A 16,014-nucleotide genomic window follows, 5' to 3' on the forward strand; every position below is an offset into this window, starting at 1 on the left:
TGGATGTTCTCCGGCAAGTCCCCGCATGTCCGCAGCGGCGCAGCTCTGCCGGCTCGGCCGCGGATGGCGGTCGCCCCGTTCCACTCGAACCAAGGCCTTTCCGATGAAAACCCCGCGTGGCTTCCTCGTATTCGTGCTGTGTGCCACGTTCGCCGGTCCTGCCGCGGCGCGCGGGCCGAACGTGACCTGCGAGTCGTACGACGGTGCGCGCATCCGCTGCGACGTGCCGGGCGACGGACGCGTATGGGTCGATGCCCAGTTGAGCAGGACGCCCTGCATCGAGGGCGAGAACTGGGAGCGAACCTCGACCGGGATCGTCGTCGACAAAGGCTGCCGCGCCATCTTCGGCACCAGCGGCAGCAAGGAACCGGAGAACCGCGACGACAGCGGTTTTGCCGACTTGGCCGGGTCGCCCGCCAAGGAGGCCAAGGCGGCGTTGCTCAAGCGCGGCTACAGCCATGCGCGGTCGGTCCATTCGGCCTACCTGCATGTGTATTTCTACAGCCCGGACCGGCGCTCGTGCATCGAGGCGCTGTCGTACGATGGCCGCTACCAGAGCCTTTCGGTGGTGGGCTGGGAGAATTGCATGGCTCCGGGCACGCACTAGCTGTCGGCTGAGCGATCGCGCGACTCGGCGCCGCAACGACCGGTGTCCACGCCGCGTCGCGACGGCAGCCATGATCTGGCGCGGGTGCGGGATCGCTGTCGGGCGTCCACGCTCCTGCGCTATCGTCGCGTACCTGTCATCGGGGACAGCAGACGAGATCGTGTATGCAGACGGATCGAACGGTGCCGGTTGAAGTAGTGCCGGCGGCTTGTGGCTGGACCGCACGCTGATGTCGCTCGCGCGCCTGCTGCTGTGTTCCGGTAGTGCGCTGCTGGTCGCCGCGTTCGTCTATCGCGGCGCCACGCCGAAGCCCGCCGAAATCGCCGCTGACGTGCGCGAGGAGCCGCGGCAGACGGCGACGCGGGTCAAGCCGTTCTCGGTGCACGCCGATGGTGTCGACTACCGCATCGATCCGGTGTTCGACTACGACATTGCCGGTCTCGTCGTCAACCGCCACGACACGAAGACCTGGTGGGACACGATCCATGCGGATACGAACGATCATCTCAACGTCGCCGACCTGTGCCTGGCCTGGGGCGCCAACGCGGCAGACGGAGCGTATGAGCACATGTCGTTCCACAATGCGCAGTTCACCTGCTATTTCAGTTATCCCGGCGGCACGCCAGTGACGCAGGCGCATGTGCGTGCGATCTCGAACAATCATCTGCTGACCGACAACGCCGCGGTCGCGCGCACGATCCGCAACCTGCGCGTTGGCGATCAGGTGCGGCTGCAAGGTCAGCTGGCCAGCTACAGCCACACGGCCGGCTTCGCCTTCACGCGCGGTACGTCGACGAGCCGCGACGACAGCGAGAACGGCGCCTGCGAGACGATCTTCATCGATCAGGTCGACGTGCTGCGGCGCCGGCCGGTCTGGCCGCGCGCGCTGGGCTGGATGGGCACGCTGCTGCTCGCCGCGGGGCTGGTGGTGTGGTATCGGGCGCCGAACAGTTCGCGGGCGTGGTGAGCAGCGCACCGCGGTACGCACACGTCCTGTCGGGGGCGGCTGAACGCGCAGTGTCTTCAGTGGGAGATCCGGTGCGCCGGGCGCACATATAGTCCGACGTGCGCCGGACGGATCGTCACAACGGCGGCAGGCGAGCGCACTCGGAGCAAACACATGCGCGCGATCGGCGTGGCCATCCTCGCTATGGCGATCTACATGGTGCTGAAGGTGGAAGTCTTCGGCAGCCGGCCAGGTGGAGATGCCACGCTCGTCTACCTGGTCGTTCTGGTTCCCTTGCTGCTATTGATCGGCACGCCGGCGAAGCGTGCCGATGATCGCTCGAACCAATTCAAGCGCAATGAAGAATTCCGTGAGCGCACGGTCGCCGACGTTCCCGTTCAGTCACTCGACGAACGGTCTCGGCGACTTGCTACGTTCAACGGAATCCTGTTCCTGCGGCCATTTGCCGTCGACGCGGGATTTCGCGTACGCAACCCGCGCAGGGATGGTTTTCTGGCGACCATTCTCTTCTTCTACAAGATGCTGCTGCCGGACACGACGACCTTGGACGATGCGTTTCGCCTGCATGGCGAGCGCCATGGCGAGCTGCTGGCGATCGGCGACGATGATGCGGGAACGATCGGCGCGACGCGATTCGAATCGAGCGATGCCGGCTGGCGCGATGATTTCCATGCGTTGGCCAAGGCGGCGAGCCACATCATCGTGGTGCCGTCGCTGCAAGACGGGATCGCCTGGGAGATCGGCGAAATCGTTGCTGACACGTGCTTGCTGGCGAAGTCAGTCTTCGTGCTGACGCCAGCAGGCTACGACGACCGCATGGGATTTGCCGCGCGAGGCGACGTGATCACTCGTCTGCGAGCGGCAGGGCTGCGCTTGCCCGGCCACGCGGAACACGGCGAAGGCATCGTGTTCGGACCTGATCGCGAAGTCAGGTTGCGTACTCAGCTCATCCAGCCCGGCTTCCTGGAACATCGGGTCGCCGGAAAGGCTTTGCGCCAATGCTTGCAGGCCGCGACGGGTGCGGCGCAGAGTCCGGTTCGACGGACTGACGCGATCGAAACGCCGTGAAGCGAACGCGGTAAGGTTCGGCCGGGACGGTCGATGGTGTTGCGGCTCGTCATTTTCCGACGCGCGATCGTCGCGTGGTGTACGCGACGCACCAGCGCAACGTTCACGCGACAGTGCTCACAACGATCAACTCGTCCAGCCAGTCCTGTTGCGCTGTCCAGAACGCGTGCAACGGGTGGCACTGATTGGCCGCCGTGTCGTCAACCCTCGCGGGCGCCCCAGATGACGCGCTGCTCGCCGCACGATCGGCCGCACACCGGTGGCAGGGCCGATGGCCTGTGCGCTCGCGCTACCGCGTAGCGTTCCTCAGGGATGCGCGTTCGCGCGTATAAGCTGGGCAAGAGCGCGCGGCGCCTGCCGCCATTCTCGGGCCAGGCTCAACCTGAGGGAATCGTCATGAAACCATTGCTGATCATTGTCCTGGTGCTGTGCGCCGGCTGCGCGCCCGTGAACTATCGGCCGGTCGTCGATTCCGGCATCAGCCGCGGCAGCTACGAGGCCGACCTGGCCGATTGCCAGTACCTTGCCGAGCAGCGACCCGCTGCCGCGCAGGCTGCCGGCGCGGCGACGGCGGGCGCGGCGATCGGCGCGCTGTTCGCGCTCGCCGTCGGGCTGCGTGGCCATGATGTCGCGCATGTCGCGGCGTGGAGCGCGACCAGCTATGGCATCGCCGGGGGCGTCGAGGGTTCCTACGAACAGCGCGCGATCGTGTCGCGCTGCCTGGAAGGACGCGGCTACAACGTGATTGCGGATTGATTGCGGCCGCGCCGAGCACGGCTCGGCGCACGCCACGCGGGCCGGGTCACGCGGTCCGGGGGGAGTCCGCTGCGACGGCGCGGGAGGTGTTCCCAACGTCTCCGTGCGAACGCCGGCGGATTATTTCCGGCGACAGGCACGCCGTGCGCGCGTGGGAGGCCCGGTCCCCAGATTGCACAAGGAAGAGGCGACCGCCGCCCGCGATGAAGCGCGTGCCGGCCGCGATCCATTCACTTCCGGAGCACACCGCATGGTGCAGGGCCTTGTCGGCAACGGTGTACGGACGATTCCGCTGACGACGTTCAAGGGGCAGTTGCGCCAGATCAACGCGGAATCCGTGAGCCCCGACGGGTTGGCCCTGCTGCGCGTCTGCGCACCGCATTTCTTCGAGCTGGATGACGGTTGTGGAATCGAGTGTCGGAGCGACCTCACGTCGGATACCGTCGCATCGAGGCTGCCGCCGATGTTCCTGCGCACGCAGTTCCGGCGCTTCTCCGGCGACGGCACGCCGTTGCCGCGCGCGCGCTATTTCTCGGTCGCCAACGGTGCCAACGGCGATGACAGTGGCGTGCTCGCCGAAGAGCTCAACGCCTATCGCAACCTGCGCGACGACCTGTACGTGGAGTTCTGCGATCTGATGCGCGAGGACATCGCCACGGCGCTGGACGTGCCGCGCGGCTGCTTTGTTCTGCTCTCGGTGCGCGAGGCGCGTTCGCTGTTGCCGTTCTGCGCCGGTTTCTCGCCGACCTTGCGCGAGGCGATCCACACCAACGCGGCGCTCGGCCATCCGTTCCTGATGACCCTGGGCACGGTGACGGCGAATGCGGAACTCGGCGGTGTGCTCGATCTGCGTCTGCCGGCGGCGCAGCAGTGGTTCTTCGCCGAGTTCGTGCGAGGCAGCATGGTGCCGACGCGCGCGCGGCGCTTCGAGGAAGTCCTGCCCGAGCTGCTTGCATTGGCGCTCGGCGGTTCCACGCCGGAGAACCGGCGCCTGCAGGCGATCGGCAGCTACCTGCGCGCGCGCGGCACGCAGGCGCTGGTGTTTCCGTCGGCACGCTCCGATGTGGTCGTACGCTATCGCGACGGCGAACTCGCCGGCTGGCATGGCTGGAACCTTGTGCTGTACGGCACGGGTCCGGCCAGCGACGCGATCTATATCGATCTCGGCGGCTGGGAGACGCAGTTTCCGCCGCAGGTCGAGTTCGAACGCGCGCGCGATGCGGGCACCGGCTGGTGCGTGCGCGGACTCAAGGCGTGGAACCACGGCCTCTACGCAATCCGGCGCCACAACGGCGAGCGGCTGCGCGGCAATCGTTCATAGGTGCAGCTGTGCGGCGCGCGTGCGGAGAGGCTGAACCGCAGCGCGATCTGGCCGGCCTTAATCACGAGTCCGTCACCAACCCGTACGCATGCTCGGCTCGCGAGGATCGCCTGCGGTTGCACGGATGCGCGTGAAGTCCGTCGACCACGACGGACGCAGGCGACATGACCGTCGCTGCCCGGCCCACGATCACGGTTCGATCGGTGCGCGCGGCAAGCACGATGTCCGAGCGGCCTCGCCCACGACGAGCGCTTCGCAGGAGATCTGCATGACTGATACGCCGCCGAGAGTTTCCTCTGGCATTGCGGGACTGGATACGATATTGCGCGGCGGGTTTGCGCCGCATCGCCTTTATCTGGTCGAAGGTACGCCTGGATCGGGCAAGACGACGCTGGCGCTGAAGTTTCTGCTCGACGGCGTGCGCCGCGGCGAGCGGGGGCTCTATGTCACCCTGTCGGAAACCGCGGAAGAACTCGACGCCGTCGCGCAGTCGCACGGCTGGGATCTCAGTGCGCTCACCCTGTTTGAACTCGCGACCGTCGATGAAGTGCTCGGCGAGGCGCGTGACCAAACAGTCCTGCATCCCTGGGAGCTGGAGCTCGGCGGCACAATCCGCCTGATCCAGGAGCAGGTCGCGGCGACGAACCCCGTGCTCGTGGTATTCGACAGTCTTTCCGAACTTCGCCTGCTGGCGCAGGATCCGCTGCGCTACCGGCGCCAGGTGCTGGCGCTCAAGCAGTATTTCGCCGGGCGCAGGATCACCGTGTTGCTGCTCGACGATCTCAGCGCCGATGCCAGTCAGCGTGACGCCCATCTGCACAGCCTTTGCCATGGCGTGATTACGCTGGAACGCGTCACGCCGGATTTCGGCAAGGCGCTGCGCCGCCTGCAAGTCCAGAAGCTGCGCGGCATCGATTTCATCTCCGGCTATCACGACCTGCGCATACGGCACGGTGGCATCGAGGTGTTTCCGCGCCTGGTCGCGTCTGACCACCATGCACCCTTCGTCGGGGAAAACACGTCCAGCGGCGTGCGCGAACTCGACGCCCTGCTCGACGGCGGGCCGCTGCGTGGGACGTGCACGCTCATCACCGGGCCGGCGGGCACGGGCAAGACCACGATCGCGCTGCAGTACGTGCGGGCCGCCTACGAGCGTGGCGAAGCCAGTGCGATCTTCGAGTTCGACGAACGTGTCGGCACCTTGCTGACCCGCGCGAAGGCCATGAAGCTGGACCTCATGGAACCCCTGGAAAAGGGGCTGCTGGTGCTGGAGCAGATCGATCCGGGGGAGATGTCACCAGGCGAGTTCGCTTCGCTGATCCGCAACGCCGTGGAGCAACGCGGCTGCCGGCTCATCGTGATCGACAGCCTGAACGGCTACATGGCTGCGATGCCGCATACGCAACAGCTGATCCTGCAGATGCATGAGCTGCTGTCCTACCTCAACCAGCAGGGCGTCGTCACGATTCTCGTGAATCCACAGAGTGGCCTGATCGACACCATCGCGACGGCCACGCTGAATGTGTCCTACATCGCCGATACCGTCATCCTGACGCGGTATTTCGAGGCCGAGGGGCGGATGCGCAAGGCGATCTCCGTAATCAAGAATCGGGGCGGCGCGCACGAGGACAGCATCCGCGAACTGCGTGTCGATACGCAGGGCGTGCGCCTGAGTGGTCCGCTGGTCGAGTTCCGCGGCGTCATGACGGGAACGCCGGAATACATCGGTTCACGCGAGCCGCTGATCGAAGACCGGCACCTTGGCACATAGAACCGCTCCGGAAGGTCACCGCATCCTGGCCTGCGCGCCGTACGGGCGCGATGCCGATCACGTCGCGTTGCTGCTGCGCAACGGCGGCTACGACGTCAGCATCTGCGCGGACCTCGCCTGCGTCGCGCGGGCGCTGGACGATCACACCGGTGCGATATTGCTCACCGAAGACGGCGTGCGCAGCGATCTTGCGGAATTGCGTGAGGCGCTGAGCAGCCAGCCGCCGTGGTCAGACGTGCCGGTGATCCTGCTTGCGGCGCGCCAGTCGAGCTGGGTATACGGCCCGCCGAATCGGGCGCGCCAGCTCTCGGATCTGGCCAGCAATATCGTCGTGATCGAGCGCCCGTTGAGTGCGCGTTCGTTGGTGAGCGCGATCGACACCGCATTGCGCAATCGGCAGCGGCAATTCGCGATGCGCGACCGCCTCGACGAACTGGCGCAGAGCGCGCGGGCGCTCGCCGTGAGCCGCGAGGCGCTCACCGCGAGCGAGGCCGAACTGCGGCGCGTCGCCGACGCGTTGCCGGTGCTCATCGGTTTCGTCGACCGGGATTACCGCTACCGTTTCGCCAACAAGGCCTATGAAGACTGGCTCTATCGTTCGCCAGGGACGGTGATCGGCCTCACCGTCGCCGAAGCGGCCGGCGAGGACGTGTTTGCACAGCGCAAGGTGTTCATGGATCGCGCGCTGGCCGGCGAAGACGTCCAGATGCAGTTGAACTGGCCGCACCGCGACGGGCGCCGGCGCGAGGCCGAGGTGCGCTATCTGCCGCGCCGCAACGAGCACGGCGAGATCGACGGTTTCCACATTTTTGCCCACGACGTCACAGTGCGCGTGGAGTCCGAAGAAGCATTGCGCCGCTCCGCCGACCAGCTCGAAGCCAAGGTCGCCGAACGTACGGCCGAACTCAATGCGGAAATCGCCAACCGCGCGCGCGTCGAGGCGGCATTGCGGCAGAGCCAGAAAATGGAAGCGATCGGCCAGCTCACCGGCGGCATCGCGCACGACTTCAACAACATGCTGACCGGCGTGATCGGCTCGCTCGATATCGTGCGCATGCGCCTGGCCAGCGGCAAGACCGGCGACATCAGCCAGTTCGTGCAGCTCGCGCTGGCTTCGGCCAACCGCGCCGCGTCGCTGACCCAGCGCCTGCTCGCGTTCTCCCGCCGGCAATCGCTGGATTCCAAGCCGATCGACATCAACGGGCTGGTCGATTCGCTCGGCGATCTGCTCACGCGCACGATGGGCGAGCGCATCAGTGTGGAACTCGAGCTCGACCCGCAGCTGCCGGCCGGCGTCGCCGATGCGAGCGAGCTGGAAAGCGCGATCCTCAATCTCGCGATCAATGCGCGCGACGCGATGCCCGAAGGCGGACGCCTGCAGGTGCAGACACGCGTCACCAGCCTCGACGCGGCGCAGGTCGCCGGCAAGCCGGCGCTCAAGCCGGGTCGCTATGTGCTGATCTCGGTGTCCGACAGCGGCGTAGGCATGGCGCCGGAACTCGTGGAGAAAGTGTTCGAGCCGTTCTTCACGACCAAGCCGCTGGGCCAGGGCACCGGCCTTGGCCTGTCCATGGTCTATGGCTTTGCCCAGCAGAGCGGCGGTGAGGTGCGCATCCACAGCACACCGGACGTCGGCACGACGGTGAGCCTCTACCTGCCGGCCAGCGAAGGGGAAGCCGCTGCGCCGGCGCCCGAACCGGCCGCGATCGACAGCAACGGCGAAGGCCAGTGCGTGCTGCTGGTCGAAGACGACGAAGCGGTGCGCACGCTGGTGCGCGTGGTACTCGAACAGCTGGGCTACGTCGCGCTGGAAGCCTCCGAGGCGCTGGTCGCCATTCCGATCCTGGCCTCGGCGCGGCGCATCGACCTGATGATTTCCGACGTCGGCCTGCCCGGCATGAACGGCCGCGAACTGGCCGAGGTCGCACGCAAGCACCGCCCCGAGTTGCCCATCCTGTTCGCGACCGGCTATGCGGAAAACGCCGCGATCCGCGCGAGCTTCCTGGGTTCCAACATGGCCATGATCACGAAGCCGTTTACGGTGGAGGTGCTCGCGAACAAGGTCGGCGAGATGCTCGCGGCGAACCGGGAATGAGCGGTCCGTGCGGCCGGACGTCGACGCGTGCCGTGGTGCGCGGTTCTACCGTCTCCTGATACGGGCGGATCAGTCCGCGAGCGCCGCGCGCAGCACGGCTGCCGTATGCGCATCAGCCGGGAAAAATGATTCGATCGCGAGCTCGGCCAGCGTGATGTCGAGCGGCGTGCCGAACACCGTGATCGTGCTGATGAACGACAGTACGCCTTGCTCGCTGCGCAGGCGCAGCTGCATCGCGACAGTGTCGGCGAGACTCGGCACGTGATCGGTAGCGTCCGGCGGTGCGGGATAGGACGAGATCTCCTCGAACAGCGCACGCAGGACCGGATCGCCGGTCGCGTCGGCCTGGCGTTGTGCGTTGTGCAGCAGGTGCGCGCGGATCTGGCCGAAGTTGACGATGCGCGAGGCGAGGCCGTCGGGATGCAGGGAGAGCCGCATGATGTTGACCGGCGCGACGAGCAGCCGCGGCGCGGCACCGTCCAGAAACGGCGTGATCGCGCGGTTCGCCGCGACGATATTCCAGTGCCGGTCGATCGCGAGCGCGGGATAGGGCTCGTGGCCTTTGAGAACCAGTTCGACGGCGCCCTGGGCCTGCTGCAGGGCCGGTTCGTCGAGGCGGCTTTCGCGATACATCGGCGCGAGGCCGGCGGCGGTCAGCAGATGGTTGCGTTCGCGCAGCGGCACGTCGAGATGCTCCGCCAGGCGCATCAGCATGGCGCGGCTCGGCAGCGAGCGGCCGGTCTCGATGAAACTGACGTGGCGCGTCGAGGTGTCGGCGATGGCGGCCAGGTCCATCTGCGTGAGCCGCCGGCGCTGGCGTTCGACGAGCGCCATCGCTACCGATGGCAGCGACGCACTTGGGCCGTCCACCAGATCCCCACAACCCTGGCCGACCGCTACGCGTTCGGCCGCCCCCTTGACTCAAGGGGGCTCCAAAAGCGAGGCCGTGTTGTTCTTTTCAACCTGGTCCCACACGAACCGCTCGCGTATTACCTGCGATGTAATGGATGTGACGTGGGGGTGTTCCATCGCGCGCTGCTGCTCGACCTGGTCGCGAGCGGCGCTACGGCGCTGTTGCTGATCGCCGGCGCCGATCTGCTGGCGCCCGCGTTCGCACTGCCGGCCGACCTGCTGCGCACATCCGGGCTCGTGCTGCTGCCGTTCCTGCTGCTGCTGGCGCTGGTGCTGCGCCAGAGCAGACCGCACACGGTCATCGCCTGGGTCATCATCGAGATCAATGTCTGCTGGTCGCTCGCGAGCTATTACCTGCTGCTTGAAGGCCCATTCCAGCCGACCACGCTCGGCATCGCCTTCGTCTCGATACAGGCCACGGCCGTACTCGGCCTTGCCCTGCTGCAGTTCATCGGCTGGCGTCGCCTCGGTGGCGACGCGGGTTACGCATCTGCCGCGCAGCGCGCGTGAGTGGTGTGGCCATGTCGCGCGGCAGGGCGGTCGGCGCTCTGCCGCGCAGCCTCCCCGGTCCTGGGTCGTGCGAGCGATCTGGCCGGGCAGCTGACTCGGGGCGTTGTTCCCTTTTCGCCGCGACGCGGCGGCCGATTGCAGTCACGGCGTGGCCCTTGCGTCGCGTTCTGTTCGTTTTCGGATCCGAGCGCGTTTGATAGCGCGTCCACCGCCAACGCCTGGAGCACGCCATGAAGCTCATCGTCCCGCAGTTCCGTCCGGCTCGCCGGCGCTTCGTAGCCGCCATACTCGTTGCGCTGGCCGCGGCGTCCGCCGCCCAGGCCGACAGCATCGGCGGCGACTGCCGCTATGGCGGCCAGACGACCACGTTCGTCGACGGCGTCGTATTCAAAGAGCCGAATTATTTCGACAAGAGCAAGATCGACATCATCGTCGCGCTGACGACGTTTCCGATCGACAAGGCTGCGCTGGCCAAGACCGCGCAGAAGAGCGCGGCGCTGACGAGCCAGCGTTTCGCCGCTGACGATGCGCGCAGCGTCAAGCTACGCATCGAGGACAAGATGGTTTCCGCGGTCGATTACAACGGCGACGGCACGAGCGTGTCGAGTTCCGGCGGCGACATCGGCGAGATCACCGTCAAGGCGAACGACGCCACGCGCATCGAGGCGAGCTTTTCGCTCAAGGACGACGACGCGGACGATCTGAACTGCACGCTGAGCTTCAACCTCGCCTACGCGAGCACGACGCCGGCTTCTGCGGCGGCGGGCGGCGCGGCGAAATCGGCCGCCGCGCCGGCAGCGCCAAAAGGCACGGCGCTGCCCGCCGGTGGCGCAGAGCCCGGAAAGGTATTCCTGGCCAACCTCGCCGCGATGCAGAAGGGCGATGTCGACGCCATGCTCGCCACAGTCACCAAGGAACAGGGCGACAAGATGCGCGCGCAGAAGAGCGACCCCAAGTTCGGCGCGATGCTGGAAATGATGAAGTCTTTCGCGCCCAAGAGCGCGATCGTCACCGGCGGCCAGGATTTCGGCGACACCGCCGAACTGACAATCGACGCAGTGGACCAGTCCGGCGCCAAGTCGACCGGCACCTCGAAGCTGCGCAAGGAAGGCGGGCAGTGGAAGGTGGAGAAGACGAGCATGAAGGGTGGGATGTAAGCGCATCGCCCAGGCCGGCGCCGGCGGTCTCCACTGCTGACGGCGCAAGGCCGCGTTCCGGCCTGACTGACCTGACTGTGCGTCGCAGCGACCAACCCGTTGCCCTGGAATCTTGCTCGCAGGTCGATGCGTTCTATCAGTCGCCCTGGGATCCTGCTGCGATGATGCTCGACCTCTTGCGGGGGGAGCATGCTGCCGAAACGGACGGGCAGCCAGCGGCATCAATCACTTCCCCGTCGCGCGTGCGATACCGACTCGCGCGACCAGCGCATCGAAGCGCGGGTCGTCGCGGAGCGCGGCAAACATGGGCTCCTGCGCGAGGAAGACCAGCAGGGTGGATCGATCCTGGATCGCGCGTTCGAGCCACAGAAACGTGCTTTCGCTGTCTGCGAGGGCGGCGTGGATCAGGGCGATGTCGTACGCGGCGACATAGCGTCGATCCGACAGCGCCATGACGCGGGCCAGTTCCTCCGCGGCCTCGGCACGATTTCCGGACAGCGCCAGGGCCTGCGCGCGCAGCGCGTGGCTGCCGGGCATCTGCAGGGGAGCGCGGTCGAGTTCGCGCAAGGCGCGCGCGTGGTCGCCGGTGGCGATCAGATTGCGGATCAGCATGCAGCGCGCGTTGTCGGCATCGTCATTCAGCGCCAGTACGTTCTCCGCGACCGCGATGGCTTCCTTGAAGCGGCCCGCGTAGTAGAGGAAGTTGCCTGGCGATGCACGCACCGCGAGCCACAGTGGTTCGAGCTGTTGCGCGTGCATCGACGTCGCCAGGGCGCGTTCGGTATCGCCCTGCATCGCAAACAGCAGCGAGCGCCGGTGCTCGTTGAGCGCCAGCGCCGGGTCGAGCGCGGAGGCCTTTTCATAGCTGGCCGCTGCGGCCGTCGCGTTGTGTTCGTACTGCAACTGCACATGTCCGAGCGCGGAATGGGCTGACGCGAGGTCCGGATCCAGCGCCAGTGCGTGCTCGGCCGCGGTCCGGGCGAGCGGAAACACGTCGTGCGGGGCTTCGATCCCGAGCACGCCCAACAGTGCGTAGCTATCGGAAAGGCCGGCATAGGCCAGTGCATATTCCGGATCGCGCGCGATCGCCTGTTCGTAGTGCCCGATGGCGCTGCGCAGGCTGGACTCGGTCTGCCGGGTCCACGCATAGCGACCGCGGGCGTACAGGGCATAGGCTTCCGGATCGCGCGTGCGACCGCTGCGCACTGGATCGCGCGACGGTGCGGCGACCGCAAGCGCAGTCCGGATGCGCGCGGCGATGCTGTCCTGGATCTGGAACACGTCGGTGAAGCGCTCGTCGAAGGTCTGCGTCCACAGCAGCCGGCCGTCGACCACGCGCAGCAGTCGCACCGAGACGCGCAGACGATCCGCGCTGCGTTGCAGCGAACCTTCCAGTACATGCCCGACGCCGAGCTCACGACCGGCCGCGAGCGGTTCCACATCGCGCAGGGCGAATTGCCGCACCGAACTCAGCGGTGTGACTGCGTAACCGTCCGCAGCGCCAAGCGCGCCGATCAGGGAGTCGGCCATGCCCATTTCCAGGGATGGATCGCTGTCGGCAGGCACCAGAGCCTTGAACGGCAGCACCGCCAGAGTGGGTGCTGCCGGCGCGGCGACGGGCGCTTCGGCGGGATCGCGCCAGACACCCAGCGCGACCAGCATCACCGCTCCGATCAGGCCCAGGACGAGCAGCACACGATACCTTCCGGACGCTGTGCGCTGGGCTGGCGCGGGCGACTCCGGCATCGCATCGGGTGCCTCGCAGCGCGTGACCGGGGCGACGAAGCGGTAGCCCTTGCGAGCCAAGGTCGCAATGTAGCGATTGTCGTGCCGGGTTTCGCCGAGCGCCTGCCGCAGCGTCGAGATGCATTGCGCGAGGCTGTTCTCTTCGACGATCACACCCGGCCAAAGCGTCCGCAGCAAGGTTTCCTTGTCGAGCGCCTCGCCGGCGTGTTCGACCAGAAACGCGAGCATGTCGAAGGCTTTCGCCGCGAGCGGCACGACTTCGCCCGATGCGCTGCGCGACAGGCGCTGCCTGCCGACATCGAGCACGAACTCGCCGAATTCATAGCGCGCCTGCGGCGGATTCATTCCAACAGCGCTCCCGTTCAGGACATTTCAGAACTTTTCACGGGTGGACAAGGACTCCACCCGGCGCCGCGACTACTTTGTTGACCCAGGAGCGTACGTGCTGTCACGCGTATTCCCGGTTCTCGCGGGGCGAACGATAGTCCAGAACGCCGATCCGATGGCGACCTTGCACACACTCCGAGCTTTGATGCTCCGGATCCTGCTGACCGGTCCACCCGATGCGGCGCAGCTTCCTCCGGTGGCTATCCCGTTTTAAAACTACGGCACAGGGATGAGATAGGGTGATGGCACAGGTACAGGTAGAGGTTCCCTACAAGAAGAACTATGACTTCGGTATCGGCGTCGATCTGGCCACGGGCAGCCCGATGGGCAAGGTCGTGGACGGGGTTGTTTCCGGGGTCACCAACGCAAGCGGTGCGACGACGTCATTCAGGATCTCGCGGATCCACACCACTTCGGATCTGGAGAAAACCCTTGGCCTCGATGTCAAGGCCAGCGGAGGGTCCGGATGCTTCTCCGCCTCCGGCCGGATGAACTTTGTCCAGAACTCCAAGATACATACCAGTTCGCTATTCCTGGCCATCACTGCCACGGTCGAACTGGAGAATCTGTCGATCGATGAGCCCGTCCTGACGCCGCCTGCGGCGCAGATCGCTGGGCGGGACGACGTCTTTTCGAGCCGCTTCGGCAACATGTTTGTCCGAGGAATGGGGCGCGGCGGAATTTTCATCGGCGTCATGCAGATCAACACGATGAATTCCGAGGACTCGAAATCGATCGCTTCGGAGCTCTCCGGTTCGTACGGGGCGTTCTCGGCCGAAGCCAAGGAGAAGTTCGAAGAAATACAGAAGAAGTATCACAGTGAACTCAGCGTCATCGTCTATCACGAAGGCGGTCCCATCGGCTTGTCCATGGGCAAGCTCGATGATCCCAACGAGCTGTACATGATGCTGCAGCAGTGGCTCAAGGCCTTTCAGACCAATCCTGCGGAAAGCGCTGTTCCCTACTCGGCGACCATCGCTCCGATAGCGATCGCCAATGGCCCGATCCCCCCCAACTCGGCCCAGGTCCAGCATGTGCAGGACATCCTGGTCATCTGCGCCAAACAGCGCAGCACGATCCTCGATGGACTGAATCTGATGGAGTTCATCGCCCAGCATCCATCGCGCTACGAGTTCGCCGCGCCGGTCACGCTCGCCGATATCGTCAAGGCGTTCAGCGGCTATCAGTCTGACCTCGATCTTGTCGCCGAGGCCGCGTCGCACGCGATCAACCATGTGGACGCGGCAATGACACCCGCCGAGTTCGCGAAAAAGGTGGGAAAACCGTATCCACAAGGCGTGCCGCCTTCACCAATGCCGACCCAGGAGAAAGGATTTCTGGACGTTCTTGCCTCCAAGGGCGAGGCCATCGCCAATCAGGACCCGTTGGCGGTAGAGCTCCGCAATCGGGAACCTGCGGGTCCCGCTCGACGGGGTTTCGATATCGGAATGGCCGCGGCCGAAGGGCATACCTTGCCGGGTCCGAACAAACAGAAAATGCACGACTCGCTGCTGCCGGCGCAACAAGGTGGATTCAGCACGGCCGTTTCGTTTTCCCTCGAGCGGAACAGGAATCTGGAGCTTGCCGCGGTCGGGGCATCGATCGCGAAGGCGGATCCCGTCGTGGCCGCGGCCCGCATGGCGAATCCATCGGTTTTCTTCTGGCTTGGATTCGATATCGCCACGGGAATTTTCGGTGACCCGGCATTGAAGGCGAAAGGCAACACCCAGACCGGGCCTGGCTCCCTGGGGATTCGCGACTCGCTCAGCGATGCCGGAAAGCTTGGATTCAATGCGTCAGTGAAATTGCATCTTGGGCCTCCTGCGCATCCGCGGAGAGGGTAGGAAAACGTCGGTTCACATCAAGCAGTCCGGAAGGAAAATCAAATGCTCAGTAACCCGTTCTTACCCGCTCCCGGCGCTGCGCGTGCCTGGGCTGAGGGATTCACCAAGGGCTTCGCAGCCCTCAGTTCCCCCGAGCCTGGCGAAAATGTCTCGGGCGACGATGTCGATGCGTTCAATCAGGGGGTCGTCGCCGGCGAGGAGAGCTCAAGGTCGGGCATAGGCTTTGGCGATCCTTGTATCGCCGCATCGGAAGAACATGGCCCCTTGCATGTCCCTGGAATGACGATCAATGCGCTCGAGATAGCGCATGGCGTCTGGGAGGCGAGACATCTTGCCAAGCTGGCAGCAGGCGTTGCGAGTGTTGCGGTCGCGTTGATCGAATTGGCCATCACTTTGCCCGTCCACATGTTGCCTCCGGAACAGGTCTTGCCGAGTCTTGCGCATCCACTGCTCGATGAACTCGCTTCCTATGGAATGGAGCCGATCGAGTTGTTCTGCGGCGCAGGTCTGGATCCGGGCGAGACTGATTGCGAAATCCGCGTGAGCCCGATCTTTCCATCCATCGACCTGGCTCGTCAGGCGGCGATCGATATGGGGCGCCCGCAGTGGGTAGTCGTGAGTTGGAGTCCCAGGACTGATCAGTCCAGCAGCCGGTCACACAGCTTCGATATCGCCGACTCCGGGGTGTCGTGAAAAATGGAGTCCGAGCAGAAAGGGAGCGGGTCCTGTATGCGTCGGCTCGAAATCGCTGCGATGCATGGCTCGTCCTTTCGCAATGCCGAAGCTGGTTCAATCGCGCACCGACCTCACCACTCCTGCCCGCTTAGCCGCGCTTATTGAAGGCAATTCGCAACCGCGGAAGGCCGGTCGCAT

Annotated in this window: 13 protein-coding genes; 11 read left to right on the plus strand and 2 right to left on the minus strand. The window is 65.6% G+C overall.

Annotated elements, in window-relative coordinates; genetic code table 11:
• Positions 1-103: 103 nt before the first annotated feature.
• The 7 genes from RUU78_RS23715 (at position 104) to RUU78_RS23745 (ending at position 8,585) form a co-directional block, all read left to right on the plus strand.
• Positions 104-607, plus strand: coding sequence for a DUF3011 domain-containing protein (locus tag RUU78_RS23715; RefSeq protein WP_313920241.1), 504 nt, complete (start codon positions 104-106; stop codon positions 605-607).
• Between the two features lie 208 nt (positions 608-815).
• Complete coding sequence (locus RUU78_RS23720; RefSeq protein WP_313920242.1) at positions 816-1,574, plus strand: hypothetical protein; 759 nt, start codon at positions 816-818, stop codon at positions 1,572-1,574.
• 153 nt (positions 1,575-1,727) lie between these two features.
• Complete coding sequence (locus tag RUU78_RS23725; protein WP_313920243.1) at positions 1,728-2,642, plus strand: hypothetical protein; 915 nt, start codon at positions 1,728-1,730, stop codon at positions 2,640-2,642.
• A 396-nt stretch (positions 2,643-3,038) separates the two neighbouring features.
• A complete protein-coding gene (locus RUU78_RS23730; protein WP_313920244.1) occupies positions 3,039-3,398 on the plus strand; it encodes a hypothetical protein in 360 nt (119 codons plus the stop codon).
• Between the two features lie 250 nt (positions 3,399-3,648).
• A complete protein-coding gene (locus RUU78_RS23735; RefSeq protein ID WP_313920245.1) occupies positions 3,649-4,719 on the plus strand; it encodes a hypothetical protein in 1,071 nt (356 codons plus the stop codon).
• 268 nt (positions 4,720-4,987) lie between these two features.
• Positions 4,988-6,490: an ATPase domain-containing protein gene (locus tag RUU78_RS23740; RefSeq protein ID WP_313920246.1), complete on the plus strand. Its 1,503-nt coding sequence runs from the start codon at positions 4,988-4,990 to the stop codon at positions 6,488-6,490.
• Positions 6,480-8,585 carry a PAS domain-containing protein gene (locus RUU78_RS23745; RefSeq protein WP_313920247.1) on the plus strand — a complete coding sequence of 702 codons (2,106 nt, stop codon included), beginning with the start codon at positions 6,480-6,482 and terminating at the stop codon, positions 8,583-8,585. Before RUU78_RS23740 ends, RUU78_RS23745 begins: the two co-directional genes overlap by 11 nt.
• 69 nt (positions 8,586-8,654) lie before the next feature.
• Here the strand turns inward: RUU78_RS23745 and RUU78_RS23750 are convergent, their stop codons facing one another.
• Positions 8,655-9,455, minus strand: coding sequence for a helix-turn-helix transcriptional regulator (locus RUU78_RS23750; protein WP_313920248.1), 801 nt, complete (start codon positions 9,453-9,455; stop codon positions 8,655-8,657).
• Between the two features lie 144 nt (positions 9,456-9,599).
• On the opposite strand from RUU78_RS23750, the gene RUU78_RS23755 reads away from it, so the two are divergent.
• Positions 9,600-10,007, plus strand: coding sequence for a hypothetical protein (locus tag RUU78_RS23755; RefSeq protein ID WP_313920249.1), 408 nt, complete (start codon positions 9,600-9,602; stop codon positions 10,005-10,007).
• A gap of 230 nt (positions 10,008-10,237) precedes the next feature.
• Positions 10,238-11,164: a hypothetical protein gene (locus RUU78_RS23760; protein WP_313920250.1), complete on the plus strand. Its 927-nt coding sequence runs from the start codon at positions 10,238-10,240 to the stop codon at positions 11,162-11,164.
• A 225-nt stretch (positions 11,165-11,389) separates the two neighbouring features.
• Here the strand turns inward: RUU78_RS23760 and RUU78_RS23765 are convergent, their stop codons facing one another.
• Positions 11,390-13,255 carry a winged helix-turn-helix domain-containing protein gene (locus tag RUU78_RS23765; protein ID WP_313920251.1) on the minus strand — a complete coding sequence of 622 codons (1,866 nt, stop codon included), beginning with the start codon at positions 13,253-13,255 and terminating at the stop codon, positions 11,390-11,392.
• Between the two features lie 284 nt (positions 13,256-13,539).
• Here RUU78_RS23765 and RUU78_RS23770 point away from each other — a divergent pair, with 284 nt between their 5' ends.
• Together RUU78_RS23770 and RUU78_RS23775 are read left to right on the plus strand one after the other, a co-directional pair.
• The gene (locus RUU78_RS23770; protein WP_313920252.1) at positions 13,540-15,141 is read left to right on the plus strand and encodes a hypothetical protein; all 1,602 of its coding nucleotides are present in this window, start codon (positions 13,540-13,542) and stop codon (positions 15,139-15,141) included.
• Between the two features lie 42 nt (positions 15,142-15,183).
• Entirely contained in the window at positions 15,184-15,834 is a 651-nt protein-coding gene (locus RUU78_RS23775) for a hypothetical protein (protein WP_313920253.1), read from the plus strand.
• Positions 15,835-16,014 lie beyond the last annotated feature (180 nt).

Origin of the sequence: Tahibacter sp. (genome assembly GCF_032229445.1) — a bacterium.
Classification (GTDB): Bacteria; Pseudomonadota; Gammaproteobacteria; order Xanthomonadales; family Rhodanobacteraceae; genus Tahibacter.

What these genes read in the sequence shown, in the direction of transcription:
- RUU78_RS23715 (WP_313920241.1), top strand. Translation starts at nt 104, where the DNA reads ATGAAAACCCCGCGTGGCTTCCTCGTATTCGTGCTGTGTGCCACGTTC.
- RUU78_RS23725 (WP_313920243.1), top strand. Translation starts at nt 1,728, where the DNA reads ATGCGCGCGATCGGCGTGGCCATCCTCGCTATGGCGATCTACATGGTG.
- RUU78_RS23730 (WP_313920244.1), top strand. Translation starts at nt 3,039, where the DNA reads ATGAAACCATTGCTGATCATTGTCCTGGTGCTGTGCGCCGGCTGCGCG.
- RUU78_RS23735 (WP_313920245.1), top strand. Translation starts at nt 3,649, where the DNA reads ATGGTGCAGGGCCTTGTCGGCAACGGTGTACGGACGATTCCGCTGACG.
- RUU78_RS23740 (WP_313920246.1), top strand. Translation starts at nt 4,988, where the DNA reads ATGACTGATACGCCGCCGAGAGTTTCCTCTGGCATTGCGGGACTGGAT.
- RUU78_RS23760 (WP_313920250.1), top strand. Translation starts at nt 10,238, where the DNA reads ATGAAGCTCATCGTCCCGCAGTTCCGTCCGGCTCGCCGGCGCTTCGTA.
- RUU78_RS23765 (WP_313920251.1), bottom strand. Translation starts at nt 13,255, where the DNA reads ATGAATCCGCCGCAGGCGCGCTATGAATTCGGCGAGTTCGTGCTCGAT.
- RUU78_RS23770 (WP_313920252.1), top strand. Translation starts at nt 13,540, where the DNA reads ATGGCACAGGTACAGGTAGAGGTTCCCTACAAGAAGAACTATGACTTC.
- RUU78_RS23775 (WP_313920253.1), top strand. Translation starts at nt 15,184, where the DNA reads ATGCTCAGTAACCCGTTCTTACCCGCTCCCGGCGCTGCGCGTGCCTGG.